The organism is Streptomyces sp. B21-105 (assembly GCF_036898465.1).
Lineage (GTDB): Bacteria > Actinomycetota > Actinomycetes > Streptomycetales > Streptomycetaceae > Streptomyces.
In genome coordinates, this window is sequence record NZ_JARUMJ010000001.1 from 8298112 (window position 1) to 8319622 (window position 21511).

16 protein-coding genes and 2 pseudogenes are annotated in these 21511 nt (G+C 70.8%); 12 read left to right on the forward strand and 6 right to left on the reverse strand.

Going from position 1 to position 21511, the window contains the following annotated elements:
- Window positions 1–303: 303 nt before the first annotated feature.
- The gene (locus tag QA802_RS37120) at window positions 304–1308 is read right to left on the reverse strand and encodes an alpha/beta hydrolase family protein (protein WP_334532316.1); all 1005 of its coding nucleotides are present in this window, start codon (window positions 1306–1308) and stop codon (window positions 304–306) included.
- Window positions 1305–2225: a zinc-binding dehydrogenase gene (locus tag QA802_RS37125; RefSeq protein ID WP_334532319.1), complete on the reverse strand. Its 921-nt coding sequence runs from the start codon at window positions 2223–2225 to the stop codon at window positions 1305–1307. The genes QA802_RS37120 and QA802_RS37125 overlap by 4 nt, the downstream gene beginning before the upstream one ends.
- An 89-nt stretch (window positions 2226–2314) precedes the next feature.
- On the opposite strand from QA802_RS37125, the gene QA802_RS37130 reads away from it, so the two are divergent.
- On the forward strand, window positions 2315–3256 hold the full coding sequence (locus QA802_RS37130) for a LysR family transcriptional regulator (protein WP_334532322.1): 942 nt from the start codon (window positions 2315–2317) through the stop codon (window positions 3254–3256).
- 314 nt (window positions 3257–3570) lie between these two features.
- Window positions 3571–4260 carry a carbonic anhydrase gene (locus tag QA802_RS37135; RefSeq protein WP_334532325.1) on the forward strand — a complete coding sequence of 230 codons (690 nt, stop codon included), beginning with the start codon at window positions 3571–3573 and terminating at the stop codon, window positions 4258–4260.
- A 224-nt stretch (window positions 4261–4484) separates the two neighbouring features.
- Here QA802_RS37135 and QA802_RS37140 read toward each other — a convergent pair whose 3' ends face one another.
- Window positions 4485–5102, reverse strand: a complete 618-nt coding sequence (locus QA802_RS37140; protein ID WP_334532328.1) for a TetR-like C-terminal domain-containing protein — start codon at window positions 5100–5102, stop codon at window positions 4485–4487.
- Between the two features lie 69 nt (window positions 5103–5171).
- On the opposite strand from QA802_RS37140, the gene QA802_RS37145 reads away from it, so the two are divergent.
- Entirely contained in the window at window positions 5172–6515 is a 1344-nt protein-coding gene (locus QA802_RS37145; RefSeq protein ID WP_334532331.1) for an alpha/beta hydrolase, read from the forward strand.
- Window positions 6516–6736: 221 nt separating this feature from the next.
- Here the strand turns inward: QA802_RS37145 and QA802_RS37150 are convergent.
- Window positions 6737–6895: pseudogene (locus QA802_RS37150) on the reverse strand (DNA polymerase III subunit beta family protein); the annotation flags it as partial.
- Between the two features lie 257 nt (window positions 6896–7152).
- Here QA802_RS37150 and QA802_RS37155 point away from each other — a divergent pair.
- The 4 genes from QA802_RS37155 to QA802_RS37170 all read left to right on the forward strand — a co-directional run bounded on the left by QA802_RS37155 (window position 7153) and on the right by QA802_RS37170 (window position 14743).
- Complete coding sequence (locus QA802_RS37155; RefSeq protein ID WP_334532334.1) at window positions 7153–8856, forward strand: ABC transporter ATP-binding protein; 1704 nt, start codon at window positions 7153–7155, stop codon at window positions 8854–8856.
- A 107-nt stretch (window positions 8857–8963) separates the two neighbouring features.
- Window positions 8964–10694, forward strand: coding sequence for an ABC transporter ATP-binding protein (locus QA802_RS37160; protein WP_334535128.1), 1731 nt, complete (start codon window positions 8964–8966; stop codon window positions 10692–10694).
- Between the two features lie 435 nt (window positions 10695–11129).
- Window positions 11130–12239 (forward strand): hypothetical protein, encoded by a 1110-nt coding sequence (locus QA802_RS37165; RefSeq protein WP_334532337.1) that lies wholly within the window; start codon window positions 11130–11132, stop codon window positions 12237–12239.
- 509 nt (window positions 12240–12748) lie between these two features.
- Window positions 12749–14743: a DUF2264 domain-containing protein gene (locus QA802_RS37170; protein ID WP_334532340.1), complete on the forward strand. Its 1995-nt coding sequence runs from the start codon at window positions 12749–12751 to the stop codon at window positions 14741–14743.
- Window positions 14744–14836: 93 nt separating this feature from the next.
- Here QA802_RS37170 and QA802_RS37175 read toward each other — a convergent pair whose 3' ends face one another.
- Window positions 14837–15949, reverse strand: a complete 1113-nt coding sequence (locus QA802_RS37175; protein ID WP_334532342.1) for a substrate-binding domain-containing protein — start codon at window positions 15947–15949, stop codon at window positions 14837–14839.
- Between the two features lie 181 nt (window positions 15950–16130).
- On the opposite strand from QA802_RS37175, the gene QA802_RS37180 reads away from it, so the two are divergent.
- From QA802_RS37180 to QA802_RS41790, 5 genes and pseudogenes are all read left to right on the forward strand, one after another.
- A complete protein-coding gene (locus QA802_RS37180) occupies window positions 16131–17153 on the forward strand; it encodes a hydroxyacid dehydrogenase (RefSeq protein ID WP_334532344.1) in 1023 nt (340 codons plus the stop codon).
- Between the two features lie 32 nt (window positions 17154–17185).
- Window positions 17186–17338, forward strand: a pseudogene (locus tag QA802_RS37185) (carbohydrate ABC transporter permease); the annotation flags it as partial.
- An 82-nt stretch (window positions 17339–17420) separates the two neighbouring features.
- Complete coding sequence (locus QA802_RS37190) at window positions 17421–17618, forward strand: ABC transporter permease family protein (protein ID WP_334535228.1); 198 nt, start codon at window positions 17421–17423, stop codon at window positions 17616–17618.
- A 441-nt stretch (window positions 17619–18059) separates the two neighbouring features.
- A complete protein-coding gene (locus QA802_RS37195) occupies window positions 18060–18455 on the forward strand; it encodes a nuclear transport factor 2 family protein (protein WP_334532346.1) in 396 nt (131 codons plus the stop codon).
- 83 nt (window positions 18456–18538) lie between these two features.
- Window positions 18539–19084, forward strand: a complete 546-nt coding sequence (locus tag QA802_RS41790; protein WP_443042232.1) for a GntR family transcriptional regulator — start codon at window positions 18539–18541, stop codon at window positions 19082–19084.
- Window positions 19085–19387: 303 nt separating this feature from the next.
- Here the strand turns inward: QA802_RS41790 and QA802_RS37210 are convergent, their stop codons facing one another.
- Entirely contained in the window at window positions 19388–21334 is a 1947-nt protein-coding gene (locus QA802_RS37210; RefSeq protein WP_334532348.1) for an RICIN domain-containing protein, read from the reverse strand.
- Window positions 21335–21511: the final 177 nt, after the last annotated feature.

Consider the following 21511-nt stretch of genomic DNA (forward strand, 5'->3'; position numbering starts at 1 on the left):
GCGGGCCTCCCCATGACCGGCATCGGCGACGCCGCCGGCGGTTGCGCCGCCCCACCGCCCCCGTTCATCCGGGCACGAGGTCACCGCGCCCGGCCAGGTCTCGGCGGTCCCGGGCCCCGGAGCGAATCCGGTGTCCGCAGCCGACTGAGGCCGACGGAGTTCTCGTCATCGAGCCTGGCGAGAGCGGTCGCGGCGCAGCCCCGCAGACGCCCCGTCAGGTTGCGCGTGTGCGCGGTCGGTCGAGCGGGTACGGCCCCGGCCGGGTGCCGCAGTCGACGACGAGATCCTGACCGTTGACGCGGTTCACGCCGGTGTCCCCGTCAGGGTGTGCGCGATGTGGTCGCTCAGCTGCGCCAGCCAGTCCGGCCGCGCGTTTCCGAGGAGGTGATCGCCGTGCGGGACGGACAGATAGGTGCCGTGCGGCGCCAGCCGGGCCAGCGACTCGCCGTTCGTCACGCCGGGGATGACGTCCCGGCCGCCGTCCACGACCAGCAGCGGGGCCGCGATGCGGGGCGCCAGGGCGGCGAGGTCCACCTGCTGGACGAACGCGTGCGCCGCGTCGGCTCCTCCGGCACGTCGGGCCATGATGTCCCGTACCGGCGGGGGCAGCGTCTCCCAGTCGAGGCGGAAGGGACCGCTGACGGTGGCGACGGCTGACACGCGCGGATCGAACGCCGCGGCCCTGGCCGCGAAATAGCCGCCCAGACTCAGGCCGACGAGCCCGATGCGTGCGACGCCGAGGGCATCGACGACCCGGCCCACGACCCGCTCGTAGTCCGCCACGAAAGTCGTGCCGGCCGCGAGCACGCCCTGTCCCGGACCGTCCATCGCGAACACTGCCAGCCCTCTGGCCAGCAGCGCGGACGCGAGATCGAGGAACTCCTCCTTGGCCGAGTCCAGACCGGGGACGACGACCACGGTCCCCGGTGCGTCCGAGGGGCTGTCCACGGGGCAACGCAGCCAGCCGGTGAATCCGTCACCGCTCACCCGTCGCGCACCGGGTTCCAGGAGGGTGAGGGCTCTGCCCAACGCGTGGTCCGCCTCGGCGGCGGCACGGTGCGCTTCCGCGTACGGCGCCAGGGTGGCCAGGTGGAACCACCGGGCCGCCACCAGGAGATACTGGCCCGCCGAGCGGACCGATCCCGCGTCCTGCGCGCGCCGGAGATAGCCGTGGCCCGTGCGGAGGAAGGCCGGGCCCCAGTCGGCGACCGAGGCGAGGCCGCCGGTGACGCGCCGGTACTCGTGAGGGTCGACGCCTGCGCCGGTGGCCCGGGTCCACTGGGCGGCGGCGAACTCCGCGGGGTTCATCGGGCTCCTCCGGTCAGCAGGACGGCCTTGCCACGTATCCCGCGCTCCCGCAGGTCGACCAGGGTCTCGGCGGTCTGCGCCCAGTCGGCGACGCGGCCGATCTCCGGATGCAGCCGGCCTTGCTCCACCAGGCTCACCAGCGCCGAGAGGTCACAGCCGTACGGGGCGCCGGCGTAGTGGAAGTGCTGGATCGTCACACGCTCGGGACCGCCGAGGAGGTCGAAGAAGTCCAGGGTCACAGGGGTGCGGCTCGCCTGGCCGAACCAGACGAGCAGGCCGCCCGGGCGCACCTTCGACAGGGCGAGCGGCAGAGCCGGCCCGCCGGTGGACTCCAGCACGACATCGAACGGCCCCTGAGCCGACGCCACCTCGTGCACCACCCGCGCCCCCAGCGCCGCGAGCCGCTCACCGCGCACCGGCGTCGCCGTCACCGCGGTCACCATCGCTCCGGCCCCCACGGCCAGCTCGGTGACGTAGTGGCCGACGCCGCCCGAGGCGCCGGTCAGCAGCACCCGTCGGCCGGCCAGGGAACCGGCCGTGCGCAGCAGCCGCAGGGCGGTGATCCCGGCCAGCGGCAGAGCCGCCGCCCGCGCGCTGTCCACGCTGTCCGGGAGCACCGCGAGCGAGTGCGTGGGCACGGCCGCGTACTCGGCCCAGCCGCCCTGCGCAGGGTGCCCGACGACGCGGGTGCCGATGCCGGGGCCGGACCCGTCGGCCGCCGCCTGTACGACGAGCCCCGCGATGTCCTTGCCCGGCAGCGCCTTCGGCAGGGGGCGTTCGAGAAGGAACGTCTCACCCCGGTTCGGGGCGAACGCCTCGACCTTGATCAGTGCCTGACCGGGCTCCGGCACGGGTTGGGAGACCGCGGCGAAGGCGACCGGGCGCGCCGCGTCTCCCGTGGGAATCAGTCTTTGCATGGAGAGGATGCAACCCCGACGGCCGCCCCGCGATCCAACAACGAACAGGCACAGCCGACAACTTCTGGTTGTCACCTATGGTGAGAGCCATGGATCTGGACGTGGCGCAGGTACGTGCCTTCGTGCGCGCCGCCGAAGAACTCCACTTCGGCCGGGCGGCCGGGACACTCGCGATCTCCCAGCAGGCGCTGTCCAAGAGGATCGCGCGGCTGGAATCCCTGCTCGGCGCCGGTCTCTTCCGGCGCGACGGCAACGGAGTACGCCTCACTGAGGCCGGACAGCGTTTCCTCGCACCCGCACGGCAGACCGTGGCTGCCGCCGATGCCGCGGTCGCCGCGGTGTCCGGGAAGGAACCATCGCTCCGCGTGGACGTCTGGGGACACCTCTACGCGCCCATGCGGACGATGGCCCAGGTCGCCGGACGAGCCGGTGAACTGGCGCTCGGGCACGGCCGCGACCTGCCGTCGGTGACGTCGGCCCTGCTGCACGGCGACATCGACGCGGCCTTCGGCCGAGTCCACCCCCCGCTGCCCGCGGGGCTGGCGCACCGCCTCGTCCGGCTCGAACCGGTGGACGCCGTGCTGAGCACGGACCATCCGCTCGCAGCCGAACCAGCCCTGCGGCCGGACCAGTTGCGCGACAGCACGCTGTGGGCGCCCGGTGCGCTGGACCGGCTGGACTTCCTCCACCGGTTCGCCGACCGGTTCGGCATCCGGAACACGGCCACCGGTGTCAACCTGGGGCTCGCCCACTTCCTGGCCGAAGTGGCGGGCGAGCCGCGAGGCTTCTCGCTGGTGCCCGCCGATGTGCCCCTGCCTCAGGTCCCGGGACTGCGCAGCGTCCCCCTGTTCGATCCCACACCGCTGTACGCCTGGTCGCTGATGTGGTGCACCGTAAACGCACACCCGAGGCTGACCGGCCTCGCCGCCGCCTGCGCCGAGGAAGCGGGGCGAAGCCGATGGCTGGAGTACGACCCGACCCGCGACTGGCTGCCCGAACCGCCCACGAGCGATCCGGGCTTCGGCGGGTAGCCCGTACCCGTGGCCCCGTGGCCCCGTGGCCCCGTGGCCCCGTGGCCCCGTCGAGCTGGGGGCCGGGGGGCCGTCGTGCCGGGGGGCCGACGGTGTCGTCCCGGCTGCACCGTGTGATTTGGACGAGCGCTTCTCCTGCGCTGCACGTGCGTTGGACGAGCGCTAACCGTCCTCTGGCGAGTGTGGAGTCACCAACTCCACCTGGGAGGACGGGAGCGGCGGAGAGCCGGTCGAGCCCGTCGAGCCGGTTGCGATGTGCCGCAGCCCCCTGAACTCCCGGGCGGATTCCGCTCAGGACTGCAAGGGACAGACTCATGGGTAACGCCGTAGGGCCACAGCGCAGGGCCGTTCTCACCGGAGGACTCGCGGCAGTGGGCGCGGCCGTGCTCACCGCCTGTTCCTCAAAGGCCAGTGGCGCCGACACCGCGAAGGCGGCGAACACCGGCGCGGCCTCGCCCTCCCCCTCCGCGCAGACCGCTCCCCGGCCCGACTCCGCCCGGACCGCCTACGCGAGGCTGATGGAGGGCAACAAGCGCTGGGTGAGCGGCAAACTGCAGCACCCCGACCAGGACCCTGCCCGCCGCAAGGTCCTCGCCCCCGAGCAGAAGCCCTACGGTGTCATCGTCTCCTGCATCGACTCCCGGGTACCGCCGGAGCTGGTCTTCGACACCGGCATCGGCGACCTGTTCGTGATACGCACCGGCGGGCAGGTCGTGCAGCCGGTGGTCGTCGGCTCCGTCGAGTACGGGCCGCTCACCTCGGGGTCCCCGCTCATCGTGGTGCTGGGTCACCAGAGCTGCGGTGCCGTCAAGGCGGCGTACAAGGCGCTCAAGGAGGCCACGGACCTGCCGGGCGACCTGGATGCGATCGTCGACGCCCTGCGCCCGGCCTACAAGGAGATCGCCAAGACCAAGCACGCCGACCCCGTCGACGCGATGATCCGCGCCCACGCCAACCGGACCGCCGCCGATCTGCGGTCTGACTCCGCCCTCGCCCCCTGGTGAAGAAGGGCGAACTGAGCGTGGTCAGCGCCTACTACTCCCTCGACACCGGGCGCGTGGAAACCCTCTCGGGAGCCCCGTCGGCCTGACCCGATCCACCCCTGCCACGGGACGACGGGCTCGTTCAGATCACCTCAAGTGACCTGAACGAGCCCGTCGTTGCGCTCTTCCCGCGCGGAGCCGTACGCGGCCCTCCGCCACCGTGAGCGCCACGAACGCCGCCCACCTCAACGAGCGAGTTCGGCTCGGCGAAGGCCGCGGAACACGTCCGCCGTCGCCCAGCCGCGCAGCGTGGCGTGAACCGATGAGCGGAACGCGGCCTCGGCCGTGGCGGCCTCGAGGGCCCCGGCCAGTTCGAGCGTCACGAGCCCGTGCATGGTCGCCCAGATCGACAGGGCGATCTCCGTCGCGTCACCGGCGAGGACGTTCGCCGTCACAGCGCGATCGATCGCCGCGAGGAGCGGACGGATCGGGTCGCCGGTACCGACCTTCCCCGACGGGGCGAACGGCTGCACACCGCCGAACAGCACCGTGTACAGGTGGCTGTGTCCGCGCCCCCAACGGCGGTAGGCGACGGCCAGCGCGTAGAGGTCGGCGAGAGGATCCGCGGAGGTCGGCACCGCCGACACATCCTGGAACAGGCCGGCGACGGCTCTGTCGCGCACCGCACGGATCAGCCCGTTCTTACCGCCGAACAGCGAGTACACCGCCGTCGTCGACGCCTCGGCGGCAGCGGCCACGGCGCGAACCGTGACCGACTCCCGCGGACCGGTGGCGAGCATCTCGGTCGCGCACTCCACGAGCCGCTCTTTGACGCCCTCGTCGTTCGTTCTCGGCCTACCCACGGCGAGCAGCCTACCTCCTTCTGATAACGTTGTTTTGAAACAGCGTTCTGAAACTGTCGGAGGTTCGCCGTGCCCACGTCCGCCCTAAGCCTCGTCCGCATCACCGCACGCTTACTGTTGGCCCTGGCCGCCGTCGTGACGCTGGTCGTCGTCTTTCTCGCACTGATCGCCCTCACGGACGGGGCGGCTTCGGGCCTCGCCGCGTGGGCGACGACCCTCGGGGCCGGGACCGTCCTCGCGCTGTGGCGGAGCCGGCGCGGCCGACGCGGCACCTGGCGGGCGCGGCTCGTGCCGTTCCTGCCGGTGATCGTCGCGGCGGCGTTGACGGCGACGGTCTGCATACCGACCGTGCCGACGGCCCGCCAGTACCCGCCCGCCCTGCCCTCGGTGTCCACCCAGTACTGGAGCCTGGCCACGGGCAGCCGGGTCGCCGTGTACCACTACCCGCCCGCGAAGACCGGCGCCCCGCATCCCGTCCCGCTCGTGTACCTCCACGGGGGACCTGTCCGCGGCATCGCGATGCAGGACCACCGGTTCCTGCGACAGCTGGCACGCCAGGGCTACGACGTATACGCCTACGAACAGGCCGGCGGCGGACGGAGCGCCCTGCTCCCCATGGACCAGTACACGATCTCCCGGTCGGTCCGTGACCTCGCCGCCTTCGTCGACCGCCTGGACAAGGGCAAGGCCGACGTCCTCGGATTCTCATCGGGCGGAGTCGTGCTCACCCGAGCCCTCGCCGACCCGGGCGTCGCCGCACGCCTGCACCGGGCGATCATCGCCGAGCCCGGCCCCATGGACGGCCCCACCGCACACATCACCGGCCACAAAGGCCGAGCATCCGCACGCGGCCTCGCGCCGGCCCCGACCGGACCGCGATCGACGCACGTCCCCCGGTACGCCGTGGCGTTCGGACTCATGCGCCTCGGACTCCTCACCCCCGACACCCAACTGCTCGGACAGGCCGAAGGCGACAACGCCTTCACCGCCGCGGACCTCGGCAGCGACACCGCATCCGCCTACTGTGCGCGCGACGCCCACCGCATCCCCGCCGAGGACACCGCGCGCAACTTCTCCTTCAGCCCCGCCGCCAGCCTCCGCATCCAGCAGACCACCAAGGACTCGCCCTCCGTCGCACCACTCCTGAGGCAGTCCCGGACGCCCGCGATGCTGATGATCGCCGAGTGCTCCTCCCAGGTCCGGCAATGGGCGACCGCCGTCCTCGCGAACGACCCCGCCGTCCAGCGCACGCAGTACATGCCCGGAGTCGGCCACCACATGTGGAACGGCCTGGACGACAACAACGCCCGAGCCGCCGCCGTCATCACGGCGTTCCTCCAGGACGAACCGGCCCCCCTGCCCAACCACCCGACCCGCGAAGAGATCCCCGCCTTCCTGCGCGACCACAAATGAAGACACCCCACCCACGTCACCGCGCCGCCGACGCAGGGCGACCACACCGGCAAGGCCGAACAGATCTCGCCCTCGGCGGGAGCCGAGGAACCCAAGGGGTCGGGCGAGTAGACCTGCTGACACTCACCGCGCCGACATCCCGCCGAGTTCCGCCAGAACCATCGCCCACGGTGCGGCCCCCGCTGGGCAGCTTGATGCCCTCGGCGAACCCCGAACCAGGCCGTGGGCGCCTGCGCGACGGCCAGCCGGTAGCGGTCGGTGGCCACGAGGTGCAGGCCGTCGTCCTCGACGTCGAACAGGACGCCGCCGAGCATCGGCAGCTCCCCGTCGGTACCGGCCGCGAAACGGACGGCGTCCAGCGCGGCGGCCGACTCCGGCGCTCACGCCCAGTCCGCCGTCCCGGGCCATCTCCCCGATGCTGCGCATGTCGTTCTCCACTCCCGGAACTCTGAGCCCTCGACAAGGTCGAGGGTCAAGGTGGACCCGGCCGCCCCGCGCGTTTTCTGGGTCGTGGCATCGAAGGGGATATCCCGTTGACAGAGGGCTATGGGGCGGTCACGATACTGGGCGCATTCATTGAACCGATTCAGTGAAGCGCTCGACCGCGTGGGCAGATGGGGGACGAAGGCCGGACAGCATGCGACATTTCCCTGAGGCAGATCCGGGACGTCCCGACATCCGGTCGCCCCGCAGATATCTCCTGTGGCTGGCACTCGAGCAGCGTGCCCCGGCCCTCGGGGCCCTCGCCTACGGCGTGGTGTGCACGCTGGCCCAGGCGCTGGTCCCGCTCGCCCTTGGCAAGGGCATCGACGAAGGGCTCGTCCACCGCGACGAGCGGGCGCTGCTGTGGTGGGGCTCGGCCATCCTCGCCCTGGGGGTGCTGCAGGCGATCACCGGCACGCTCCGGGACCGCTGTTCGCTGACGAACCGGCTCGGAGCCTCGTACCGGACGATGCAACTGGTCACCGGCAAGGCCGTCGACCTCGGGGTCGAACTGCCCCGGCGTGTCTCGACCGGGTCCGTCGTCAGCGTGGGCACCACCGACCTCACCCGGATCGGCGCCGCGCTCGAGAGCACCGCACGGGGCAGCGGCGCCGTGGTGTCCATCGTCATGGTCGCCGCCCTCATGCTGACCCAGTCCCTGCGACTGGGGCTGATCTGCCTGGTGGGAGTACCGCTCATCGCCTGGGCGGCAGCGCGGCTCGTACGCCTCCTGCACCGCGCCCAGCACGAACTGCGCACCGAGCAGGGCCACCTCGCCGACCTGTCCGTCGACATCGTCAGCGGCCTTCGGGTCCTGCGCGGCATCGGCGGCGAGGACGTCTTCTCCTCCCGCTATCGCGACCAGTCCCAGCGCGTGCGCGCCCTGGGCGTACGGGTGGCGTCCGTCGAGGGCCGGGTCGCCGCGGGACGTCTGCTGCTGCCCGGCCTGCTCACCACCGCCATCGTCTGGCAGGGGGCCGAACTGGTCGCGGGCGGCACGATGAGCGCCGGCGCACTCGTCGCCTTCTACGGGTACGCCGTGTTCCTCGCCGAACAGTTACGCCGCGCCACCGGCATGCTCGATCAGCTGACCCGAGGCGCCGTCTCCGCCGAGCACGTCACCGGGTTCCTCGCACTCGACCGACACCTGCACGACGGCCCGCTCCCCGCCCCCGCGGGGGACGGCACGCTGCACGATCCCGACACCAAGATCACCCTTCCCGGGGGCGGCCTCACCGCGGTGGCCTGCGCCGTCGCCGCCGACGCGCTCCCCATCGCCGAACGGCTCGGCCGCTACACGGAGTCGTCCGGGACGGCCTTGGACGGTGTCCCGCTGCGCGAACTCTCCCTGAACGAAGTCCGCCGGAACATCCTGATCGTCGACCACGGCTCCCGGCTGTTCGCGGGCACCCTGCGCGACCAACTCGACCCGCACGGTACAGCCGCCACCGCCCCCGACCGGCTGCGCCACGCTCTGGACGCCGCCTGCGCGCGCGACGTCGTCGACGCCCTGCCCGACGGCCTGGACCAGCAGATCACCGGAAGCGGCGACTTCTCCGGCGGACAACTCCAACGTCTCGTACTGGTACGGGCGTTGCTCATGGATCCCGAGGTGCTGATCCTGATCGAGCCGACCAGCGCCCTGGACGCACACACGGAGGGCCGTATCGCCGAGCGTCTCGGCGGCTACCGCGCCGGCCGGTCCACCGTCGTCTTCACCACCAGCCCCGCCCTGCTCGGCCGGGCCGACCACGTCGTCCACGTGGAGGACGGCGCGGCGACCGCCACGGGCCGGCACGACGAACTGATCACCGACGTCCGTTACCGCGCCACCGTCACCCGAGAGGCGGCGGTGTGACCACCACGGCCACGACGACGACCACCACCAGGGCCGGCGCCGATGCGGGCCGCCGCCCCCTGCCCGTAGCGACCAGCGTCGAAGTGCGCTCCCACGCACGGCGACTGATGCTGCGTCACCCACGGGAGCTCCTCGGCTCCCTGCTTCTGCACTGCCTCGCCACGGCCGCCGGCCTCGTCGCCCCCCAACTGCTCGGCCGTCTCGTCGAGAACGCGGGCCGCGGCGCCGACGACATCGGACGGTTCGCCCTGGGGATCTGCGCCGCCGTCACCCTTCAGGCCGCCCTGACCGGCTACGCGATCCGGGCGTCGCTGCGCCTCGGCGAGAAGGTCCTCGCCCGGCTGCGGGAGGAGTTCATCGACCGGGCGCTGTCGCTCCCCCTTCCCCTCGTCGAGCGCATCGGACCGGGGGAGCTGCTCACGCGCACCACGCGCGACGTCGACGTCCTCGCCACCACCGTCCAACTCGCTGTCCCCGACACCCTCGTGGCCGGGGCGACGATCGCACTGACCCTCGGCGCCCTCCTCCTGACCGCCCCCGTGCTCGCGCTGCCGTGTCTGATCGCGGTGCCGGTGCTGTGGGTGTCCACCCGCTGGTACCTGCGCCGGGCACGATCGGGCTATCTGCGCGCGAACGCCTCCTACGCGCGGCTGACGGACGGGCTCAGCGAAACGGTCGACGGCGCACGCACCGTCGACGCGCTGCGCCTGGGCGAGCGACGGCTGCAGCGCGTCGCCGAGGACATCGCGGAGTCGTACGCGGCCGAGCGCCGGACCCTGCGTCTGCGCAGCGTCTACCTGCCCGTCGCGGACACCGGGTACGCCCTGCCCGTGGTCGCCACCCTGCTCGTCGGCGGACTTCTGTACCTGCGCGGACACGTCTCCCTCGCCGAGGTCACGGCGGCCTGCCTCTACGTGCAGCAACTCACCGGGCCGGTGGACCGGTTCCTGTTCTGGATGGACGAACTCCAGGTCGGCGGCGCCTCCCTGGCCCGCATCCTCGGTGTGCGGCCTCCCGACGCCCGCCGGCGCCCGGCGCAGCCCGCCGCGGACGCCGAGGCGCCGGCCGGCGGTGACCTCGTCACCGAGGGGGTCCGGTACGCGTACCGGGCCGGACACGACGTGCTGCACGACATCGATCTGCGGGTCGCCGCCGGTGAACGGCTCGCCGTCGTCGGCCCGTCCGGCGCGGGCAAGAGCACACTCGGCCGTCTTCTGGCCGGCGTGCACGACCCCACGGCGGGCTCGGTCTCCCTCGGCGGCACCGCCCTCCTCGACCTCCCGCCGAGCCGACTGCGCCGGTCCGTGGCACTGGTCACCCAGGAGCACCATGTGTTCCGGGGCACGCTGCGCGACAACCTGCTGATCGCCCGGCCCGACGCGCAGGAGACCGACCTGAGACGGGCCCTCGCGGTCGTGGACGCCGAGGAGTGGAGCGCCGGTCTGGGCGGCCTGGACGCCGAAGTGGGCTCCGGAGCGGCCGCGCTCACCCCCGACCAGGCACAGCAACTCGCCCTGGCCCGCCTGGTCCTCGCCGATCCGCAGACGGTCGTCCTCGACGAGGCCACGTCCCTGCTGTCCCCCCATGCGGCACGCCGCCTGGAACGCACCCTCGCCCGCGTACTGGCCGGACGCACCGTCATCGCCATCGCGCACCGGCTGCACACGGCGCACGACGCCGACCGCATCGTCGTCATGGAGTCCGGAAGGATCAGCGAGACGGGAACCCACCACGAACTCGTCACGCGCGACGGCCCCTACGCCCGCCTGTGGTCGACCTGGCACACGGCCGACCGCAGCGACACCCCCGCCGCGACGGCAGGCGGCACCCCGTCGTAACGCCGGACGGCATGACGCCCTCGGACCCCACTGCCACCCCGGTCGAGCCGGGGAAAGGGGCATGGACGTCAGCCGTAGGCCGTTGTGGCCAAACAAGGGGAGATGATGATCGACTACCGCAAGGGGACCGTTCCGGTGTGGATGCTGGCGACCGGTGACGTCCAGATGCCCGCACTGTCGCGGCCAACGGCCGCACCACGGACGTGGCGATCGAGATCGTCCGCGACAGGGACGGCTCCGTGGTCGTGTTCCCCACGCTGCCCGCCGAGGCGTAGGCGCGCCGCACTCACGGGGTGAGTGGTGGGCTCGCACCGTCATCGGCTGTTCTACGCCCGGCGACGATACGACCAGTGCCTTTCAGGGCGTACCCGAACGGGCAGAAAGCGATATGCCGTTCTGATGACCGATCAGGCGCCACATGCATAGAGTCAAGCCATGGTGAGGCTGGTGACGCTGCGGGGGTACCTTCTCGAAGAGGTCCTCGCCTGGCTGCTGCGGTCCAGTGGGTACCGTCTGCTGACGGAACGGGACGACCCGGCCCGACCGCCGTGGAAGGTGTTGGAGAAACGCAAACACGGACTGGTGGTGCGGGGGCGCGGGGCCTGGCATCAGGCGGACGCTCTGGGCGAGTTCCAGTACGTGCCGCCGTTCTCACTCCCGATCCGTCTGTTCGCCGAGGCGAAGTTCACCCGCCTCAAGGTCGGTCTCCCCACCGTGCGCAACGGCCATGGTGTCGTGCATGACCTCAACGAAAACGTCGTCACCACGCTGAGCGGCGGCTCCGGACCGCGCCGCCCGAGGGTGCGCTATCACTACAGCTACGCGATCTTCTCGACGTCAGGGTTCACCCAGGATGCCCAGGAGTTCGCACTGGCCCATCAGATCTCCCTCATCGACCTGTCGCTGCCCGACTTCCAGCCGCTGTGCGACCTGGTGAGTGTGGCGTCCGAGTCGGTCCACGACGCCATGAGTTCGATGCCGCCTAGTGAGCGGCCTACCGTGTACGAGATTCGCAACTACCTGCGTCGGCATCTGTTGGAGCTGTGGGACGAGCCCGCAGCCGAAGATCCCTCGGTGACCGATCCGCTCGACGCGTTGGCGGCGGGCCTGCACCGCCGGTCGTCGTTGGGACTCGTCCTGGGCTTTCCCGCTGCTCCGTTCGTCCTCGGGCTCGTCTCCAGAGATCTCCGTGCCTTTGTCCGGCACGCCCGGGAGCACCCCACTCACGCCGTCCGCGTGCACAGGAGCCAACGGTCGGTGGGACATCCCGTGTGGCTGATCGAACCGCGCGGAGGCCATGCCTACAGGCTGACCTTCAGTCTGCCGGAGCAGGTGGAGGCATGGATCCTTGACCAGGAGGAGGGATCACGGTCCCGCACTCACTGGATGACGCGGAACCTCCTCGCCGCCATCACCATGTACTGGGTCGACGAACACCACACCCACACCTTCCAGCTTCAGTACAGCGCGAGTGAGTTCCGGGAGGTCAGCGGGAGGCGGGAACCGTCCTTCAACGACTTCGGTGAGGCACCGGACCTCTTCTGATCCCAGGGGCGTGGCCATCCCGGCGCCGGCCGCCGTCCCGCGTGGCGGAGCGCGGAGAGTTGCTCGCGTTCCTGTACGGCCACGTTGGTGGGGAGGGCGTCGGCGAGGGCCCGGGCTCGGCTGAGCACGTAACGCGCCGCGTGCCAGCGCTTGCTGTTGATCGCGGTGCGGGCCACCCCGATGGTCTGCTGCAACGCCTTGATCTTCGCGGGCTGCCGCCGGGGTATCGGAGACTCCGCCCCGCTGCTCCGCCGCTGCCCGGCGGCACGGGTCCCCCAGTCAGCACCCGACGTCAGGACGACGGCCGCACGGGGATTACTGCTCTGGCTATGAACACCCGGACACCCGCCGCGGAGCCCGAGGCGAGATATCCGGCGGGTCGAGCAGTCCCTCTCTTCTGTTCGGATGTGATCGGGCGTGGTCGTTCGTATTCGAGGGTGTTCTGAATCGTTGACTGCGGGTCCGATCGCGGGATGAGGTGGCCTTTCCACCACCTCACGGAGGAAGCGATGACGCCCAGCGAGGATCGGGGCCGGTCCCCGTACACGGGATGGACCAGAGACCACTGGACCGATCTCGCCGACCGGATGCTCGCGGCGGTCGATCCGTACCGCTCCCCACGCGGGGCCCGGATCGAACTGCCCGGTCCGGCGAGCCGCTACGGCCCGGTCTCCGACGGCCTGGAAGGCTTCGCCCGTACCTTCCTGCTCGCCGGTTTCCGCGTCGCCGGAGAGCACGGCGCCGACCCCGCGAACCTGCTGGAACGGTATGCACAGGGCTTGGCGGCGGGCACCGACCCCCACTCACCGGAGGCCTGGCCCCGCCCGGACGAACTCGACCAGGCCAAGGTCGAGGCCGCCTCCATCGCGCTGGTGCTGCAACTGACCAGGCCCTGGCTGTGGGACCAGCTCGACGAAGAGGTGCGGGAACGCGTCGTCGGATGGCTGGGGGCCGTCGTGAACCAGCCCTATCCGCCCATCAACTGGGTCTGGTTCCGGATCGTGGTGGAGTCCTTCCTGCGCGAGGTCGGCGGACCGTGGTCGGCCGCCGACATCGAGGAGGACCTGGCCGTCCACGCCTCGCTGCGCCGCCCCGGCGGCTGGCTCAGCGACGGACAGGAACGGGCCTACGATCACTACACCGGCTGGGCGCTGCACCTCTACCCGCTGCTGTGGACCCACCTGTTCGACGTCACCGGCACCCTGGTTGCGCCGTCCCTGCGCCGGACCTGGGCCGACGACCTCGCCCGCTATCTCGACGACGCGGTACGCCTGGTCGGCACGGACGGCTCCCCGCTGTTGCAGGGCCGCAGCCTGATCTACCGTTTCGCCGCCGCGGCGCCCTTCTGGGTCGGCGCGATCACCGGCACCGGCGGGCAGCCGCCCGGCCTGGTGCGCAGGGTGACCAGCGGCATCGTCCGGCACTTCACCGACCATGGGGCCCCCGACCGGGAAGGACTCCTCGGCCCGGGCTGGCACGCCGCCTGGCCCGCCATGCGGCAGGCGTACTCCGGGCCCGGCTCGCCGTACTGGGCGACCAAGGGCATGCTCGGGCTGATGCTGCCCGCGGAGCACCCGGTGTGGACGGCCCCCGAGAGGCCGCTGCCGGTGGAGACCGGGGACGTGGCCCGGGTGATCGAGGCCCCCGGCTGGCTGCTCGGCGCCCGGCGCGACGACGGCATCGCGCTGGTGCTCAACCACGGCACCGACCACGCGAGCCCCGGCGACCTGCGCGCGGACTCACCGCTGTACGCGCGGCTGGGCTACTCCACGGCCACCGTTCCGCCGCTGGTCGGCGCGGGGGTGACGGACCCGGTGGACAACGCGGTCGTGGTGCTCGACGACGCCGGCCGGGCCGGCCATCGCAGCGGGTTCGAGACCCTGTTCGCCCGTGAGCTCCCCGGCGGAGTCCTCACCGCCGCCTCCCGGGGGCCGGTGCGCTGGGTCGACAGCGACGCCGACGACGCACCCGACCACGGCTCCGGCCGCAGCGGCCCGACGAGGCCCGGCCCGGTGATCACCGTCGCCTCGGTGCTGCGGGCGGGGACGGAGATCCGGCTGGTCAGGGTCGACCCGCCGCCGACGCGAACGGACTCCACCTGGCGCTCGGTCCGCCTCGGCGGCTGGCCGCTGGCCGCCGACCTCCAGCCCCGCACCCGATCGGGCGCCCACGGCTGGCAGGGCCCGTACGCCGAGGCGCGCACGGTGTCCCTGCGCTCGCGGCTCTGCGGCCTTCGCGGGCTGCACCACGGCGGAGTCGCCGTCACGAAGGACGACAGCCCGCTCGGCAGCCGCACCGCTACGCCGTGGCTGGCCACGGACGGCGTGCCGTACGGCGAGGTGCTCGCCGCGACGGTGCTCCTCGACCGGGGCTCAGCGGACGTACCCGTCCCTGCCCTCGCCCTCGCCGTGCACCCCACTCCCGACGGCGGCCACCAAGCCGTACTCACCTGGCCGGACGGTCACACCACCCGCGTCGAACTGCCCGCCGCCGGGGCGCGGTGACGTCGGCGTCCTGTCCGCAGCCGGGGCGCGGTGTCGTCCTCGTCCTGACCGCCGTCCGGGCGCGGTGACGTCGGCGTCCTGATCGCCGTCCGGTCACAGTGACGTCGTTCTCCTGACCGAGGAGTCGCGCAGGATCAGTTCCGGCAGGATGAGCACGCGCTGCGGCGGACGGCGCCTGCCCTCCTTGAGGCGGGAGACCATCATCTCGACCGCCGTCCGGCCGACACGGGCCTTGGGCGGGCGGACGGCCGTGATGGCCGGCTCGGCGAGATGGGCGACCTCGTCGTCGTAGCCGACCAGGGCGATGTCGTCCGGGATGGCGACGCCCTGCTCGGAGAGGTACTGGGCGATGGAGATGGCGTCGGGGTCGCTGTGCACGATCAGCGCGGTGATCCGGTACCTGCGGCACCGCTCCAGGATGTCCTCGATGGCCTGCCGGTGGCCCGGCTCGTAGAGGGCCACCCCCGCGCGGACCACGAAGTCGTCGGGCAGACCGAGTTCCCCGCAGGCCTTGTGCCAGCCCTGGACGAGGTGGACCGAGGTCGGGCTGCCCTTGGACAGCACCAGCCCGATCCGGCCGTGCCCGTGCTCGTGGAGGTGACGCACGGCCATCTCCAGACCGAGCGCGTGGTCGCTGCGCACCCATTCCAGCTGGCGCGGGGTCGGCGTCCAGGAGGAGGTCTGCCGCTCCACCAGGACGGTCGGCACCGGCAGATCGCCGATCCAGTCGATCATCTCGTCGACACCGTCCCCGTCCTCCAGATTGGGGGCCAGCAGCAGCCCCTGCACCTGCTTGGCCTCGACCAGCCGGCTGATCTGCCGGCGGTCCTCGGCCTGGTCGTAGCTGGATCCGCGCAGCTGGAGCTGGACACCGAGAACGGCGGCGGCCGCGCGGGCGCCGCTGACCACCTGTGGCCAGTAATAGTCCAACGACGGCACGACCATCCCGATGGAGAAGGGGGTCGCCGCCGGGCGGGCGCGGCGCGCCTGAGCCTGCGCCGAGTCGAGTTCGGTCGGCAGGGTGGCACCCCCGTGCACCTTCGTCAGCAGGCCGCGCGCGGCGAGTGCGGCGATGTCGCGGCGGACCGTCAGCTCGCTGACCTCCAGGAGTTGTGCCAGGTCACGAACGCGTACAGCGCCATGCAGACGCAGCTCGTCCATGAGTCGCTCTCTGCGTTGAAGAGCGAACGGCCGGTCTTCGGTCATCGACAGCCCCGTCGTGGTCGGCCGGCTTCTGCCGCCGAGATGATCTGTTCGAGCATGAACTTTTTGGTTCGCTCGCGTTCGGAGTGTAGTGAACGTGTGCTTCCGACCACTATCTCTGTTCCCACGGCGCAATCAAGCCAACCGGTCGACGCGAACCGTTCACGGGAAGGACCGACGTCCGATGCAGAGGAAGCCCCACGCTCTGATCGTCATGAGCAGCGAGAGCTTCGCCGCGCATTTCGACTCCGTCCGGCTCGCGCGTCTGGCCGATCTGGTCACCCTCGACGAGCTGCTGTTCACCGACAGCCTCGACGGCCCGGGGGAGCGGGCCCGCCTCGCGGACGCTGAGGTCCTGATCACCTCCTGGGGCGCCCCCATGCTGACGCCCGAGCTGCTGGCCGCCGCCCCCGCGCTGCGGGCGGTACTGCACTGCGCGGGCAGCGTGCGCCACCTGGTGGGCGACGAGGTGTGGCGCCGCGGGATCCGGGTGGCCTCGGCGGCGGACGCCAACGCGGTCCCCGTCGCGCAGTACACGCTGGCGGCCGTGATCCTCGCCGGCAAGAAGGCCCCCTTCCTCGCCGCCGACGAACAGCGCGCCTACCAGGGCTGGGGGCCGGTGATCACGGGCTACGGCGACCTGTCGAACTTCGACCGCACCGTGGGGATCGTCGGCTTCTCCCGGATCGGCCGCAAGGTCGTCGAGCTGCTCAAGGTCCTGGAGGGCACCACCTGCCTGGTCGCGGACCCCTACGCGGACCCGGCCGAGGTGGAACAGGCGGGCGCCACCCTCGTTCCGCTGGACGAACTGTTGCTCCGAGCGGATGTGTTGTCCCTGCACGCGCCCGAACTGCCGGAGACCTGGCACATGATCGGCGCGAAGGAACTCAACCTGTTGCCCGACCACGCCACGGTGATCAACACGGCGCGGGGCAGCCTGATCGACTCCGAGGCACTGGCCGTCGAGTGCGCCTCCGGCCGCCTCCACGCCATCCTCGACGTCACCGACCCCGAGCCGCTGCCCGTGGACTCACCGCTGCGGAACCTGCCCGGAGTGATGATCACCCCGCATATCGCGGGCTCGCTCGGCTCGGAGATCCGTCGCCTCACCGACCACACCCTGGACGAGCTGGACCGGTGGATCGCGCGACAACCCCTGCACCACGAGATCACCGCGGAGGACTGGGCCCTCGGCCGTCACGCCTGAGCGCCCCCGACCATCGGCCACCGAACATCATCATGCAGCGCCTGGGACTGGTGAACACCCATCTGTCGCTGATCCTGCTCCAGGCGTTCGGGGCGTTCGGCGTCTTCCTGATGCGGCAGTACTACCAGTCCATCCCGGAGGAGCTGAGCGAGGCGGCCCGCCTGGACGGACTGAGCGAGTACGGCATCTGGGCCCGGATCATGCTGCCGCTGGCCAAGCCCGCGCTGGCCGGACTGGCGCTGCTCCGTCCTCACCTGGAACGACTACATGGGCCCGTTCATCTACCTGACGGACAACGACCTGTGGACCGTTCAGCTGGGCCTGCGGTCGTTCGTCGGGGTGTACGACTCCCGGTACGCGATGATCATGACGGGTTCGGTGCTGTCCGTGCTGCCGATCGTGGTCGTGTTCCTGCTCGGCCAGCGCCACTTCGTCCAGGGCATCGCCACCAGCGGGATGGAGTGAGCGCCGCGATGAGCACCCGAGTCGACGACCTCCGTCCACGGTTCAACGTCAGCCAGGGCTCCTGGGACCTCATCTGGTCCCACGTCCGAACGGCGGACCGCGTAGCTCCCGAGCGACACCGAAACGACATGTGACGTGCGTCACGTCATCCCATTGGTTACGTTGAGGTGCCTGGATGCCGATGGCGATTATGGAGGCGCAGCAGGAGAACGCGCCGAAGGAGAGCGTCCGTGGATCGAGGGCGTGTGCACCGCGGGGTCTGACTCTTCCCGGCGGGCCGGCAGTCCAGGGTTGAAATCCGGGGCAGTGCCCGAGGAGCAGGTCTGCCGAAACCTGACTGCGCGTCGTTGATCCGTCCCGAGTCGCGCACGACGCGGCTCGCATCCAACCCGTTAACGGTAGTCGTACCGCCTCTGCGGCAGAGGCGTGAGGAGTGTTGTCATGACCAGCAAGAACGTCGACATCGCGCGTGAGTACTTCCAGGCCGTCCGGACGGGTGACCTGGCCAAGGTGGGCGAGCTCCTGGACGAGGAGATCGTCTGGCATCAGCCGGGCGCCAACCGGTTCTCAGGTGAGCGCAAGGGGCGCGACGCCGTCTTCGCGATGCTCGGCGGGATGATGGAGGCCAGTCAGGGCTCCTTCGCCATCGACGCGATCCACGCCCTCATGGGCAACGGCGACATGGTGGCCGCCTCGATCCACTTCGCCGGGCGGCGGGAGGACGCGTCCATGAGCATGGACGGCGTGGACGTCCTGCGCCTCGAGGACGGCAGGATCGTCGAGATGTGGCTGTTCTCCCGCGACCAGGCGGCCGAGGACGCCTTCTGGGGGCAGTAAGCCACCCGTCGCCTTTCGGACGGGAACGGTCGGCGCCCGGCCTGGCAGCTTCTCGCAGCCCATTTGGTTCTCACCACATACCTATGAACCGCAGGATTACAGCCGTCACGCTGACGCAAAGTATCCAGGACCATCTCAAGGGCCTTGCCCACACCGGCACGCTGAGCCCCGGTGACCGTCTGCCGCCCGAGCGGGAACTGGCTGCGAGCCTCGGGGTGACGCGGGTCGGTCTGCGGGAGGCCATCCGGACAGGCGTGGATGTACGTACCTCAGCCGTCCGGACCGCTGTACGAGGAGGGGGCTCTGGCCGACTCGGCCGCCGAGAGCCCGCTGCGGGAGGCCGCCCGGCCGCCGGAGAACGCCAGCGCGCTCCGTGCGTCGACAAAAAACTCGCGTGCTCGGTAGAGCGTCGAGGACAAGAAGCGTGCCTTTCGGACGAGGACAGGGCGGACGCGCCTTCACGGTACGCATCCGCCGCTGTCCTGGCTCACAGCCTGCGGTCAGAGATCAGCAGGCGATTCAGTACGAGTACCCGTTCGACGAATAGTAGGTATGGAGCCGACGGACGGTGGCGTTGGCATGGTTGTTGCTACGCAGGGACCAGGACCAGCGGTGGGCCTCGGCGGTGAACGCCGGCGCCGGCGCGTCGGCGGCACGGTTCTCCCGTCTGTCGTGCCGGGCCGTTCGGCGGGACGAATCAGGGCGCGGCGGCGGCCTCGCTGGACAGACAGGCTGTCTCGGCGGGATGGCGGAGCCGGATCCGCGTGACACGGGCCGGTCCGGTGTGGGCGGGGAGGCTGAGGCGAGGTCTTGTGCGATCCGGTGGCCGGCAGGTGCCAGTCGCCGCCGAGCTTGTGTCCGGCGCCCACGGCTCCCTCGGGTTGCTGGACGGGACGGTCGATGTGACACCTGGTCGGGCGGCGGAGGGCAGGTCAGGAGGGGATGATCTGCCATTGCTGGTGCGTCTGTGACGCGTATGGCTGCTGCTCGATGTTGGCTCCGTTGGTGGTGCTGCCCTCGTCGACGGCGAGGCAGAGCCCGCTGTAGCGGTTGATGAGGGCGTAGTGACCGTCGCCGGTGGGCGTGACGGCCCAGTGCTGTTGGGGTGCGCTGGCGTCTGACCAGATGCCGACGTTGCCGCCGTCCTCGCGGGAGAGACCCGCGACCTCCAGAAGCTTGCCGCTGCCCACACCCTTGATCTTGTAGTAGCCGTCGCCGGTGTTGGTGAAGGTCCACTTCTGGTTCGCCTGGTTGAGCCATGGCCACTGATCGACGTTGGTGCCGTTGGCGGTGCGCGCGCCCTCGACGTCGGCGACCTTGCCGCTGTGCCGGGCGCTCAGCCGGTAGACGGTGCCGTTGCCGGGGAGTGTGGTGGACACCAGCGTCGGCTTGACCGACCGGCCGCCGATCCTGACGCCGCTGATGTTGGCGTAGCCGCCGGTGGCCGCCTCGACCTGGATCCGCACGAAACCCACGTTCCGGTTGGGCCACTCCGCCAGCTTGGTCTTCTGGTTGCCGGCCCAGGTGCCGGTGGCGACCTGGGTGAAGGTGACCCCGTCGGTGCTGGTGAGAATGGTGTACGAGGTGATGTCGCCGTCGGTGGAGTTGGTGCGGTTCCACTGCTTGGGCAGGTACTCGAGGGTGGAGACGTTGCTCCACACGCCGCCCAGGTCGATGGTGATGGACTGTGGCAGCGGCAGGTTCCAGGTCGACCAGCAGGTTTCGTAGCGGACGTCGCTGAGTCCGTCGATGGCGTTGAGCGGTCCCTCGCCGGTGTGGAAGCCGGTGGCGTACGCGTTGACGGGTGTGACCGGGTGCTCGGCGCGCAGTGGCTGGGTGGGCAGCGGCGGCCGGGAGGTGTTGGGGCTCCAGGCGGCACCCACGTCGGCGAGCCGGTTGACGATGTTGGTGTCCAGCAGGCCGTTGCGGTTGGGCGGGCAGTTGAGGATGAACGAGGTGTACTTCGGTTCCAGGTCGGCCAGGTGAGAGAGGATCGCGTCCTTGCTCATGAGGCCCTCGGTCGGGGTGGAGGGGTGCCAGAACCAGCCGTTGCTGATGGTCTGTCCCTGCATGCCGGCGTAGGTGTTGCCCGCCGGCGCCGTGATGCCCAGCGGCTCCTCGAAGAAGATCGCGTCGCTGAGGAAGGGCTCCGACAGTCCGCCGATGTCGATCATGACGCAGTCCGGCTGCAGTTGCTTCACCAGCGAACGGATCCTCTGGTAGGAGACGGCTTGCTGTCCCATCTGCCATGCGTAGCCGTCGGTCATGAACATGTCGATGGTGCCGTAGTTAGTGAGCAATTCGGTGATCTGACCGAGGATGAAGGTCATGTCGCCGGGCTGGATGGCATCGGTGATTTCGAGCCCGGTCACCTTGTGCCGGCTCTCCCATGCCTCGACGCCGAACGTGCGGTCCCAGATCGAGTAGTAGAAACCGACCTTCAGCCCCTTCGCCCGGAAGGCGTCGCAGTACGCCTGGACGACGTCGTGCTTGTAGGAGCTGTTCGCGACGTTCTGGGTGCCATGGGCGCTCGGCCACAGGGCGAAGCCGTCGTGGTGCTTGGTGGTCAGGATGCCGTAGCTCATCTTCGCGGCGACCGCCGCGTCGGCCCACTGGGCGCAGTTGACGCTAGGGGGAGCGAAGAGGGTGGGACTCTGGTTGGGTTCGGCCCACTCCTGGTTCGTGAAGGTGCCCAGGCTGAAGTGGTTGAACATGCCGAACCGCATGTCGACCATCTTGCTCAGGTTGGTCTGCGTGTCCGCGGCGGCCGCCTGCGGAAGAAGGCCGGAGAAGCCGGGGACGATCGGCAGGGCGGTAGCGGCGGTCGCCGCACCCGCCGCGCCGAGAAACGTACGGCGAGACATTCTTGATGAGGACATGGTCCACTCCTGTGGATCGATGGCATTGATTACGGTGACGACGTCCCAGGTGCAGTCGACGTCCACCTGGGTGCCGGGAGTTGCGCGGATCGTCAAAGTGGCTGTGAAGCGGTGCTCTGCTGGAACCTGCCGGCCAGGCGGGTATCAACCGGAAGGTGACGCCCAAGGTTGGCCGCC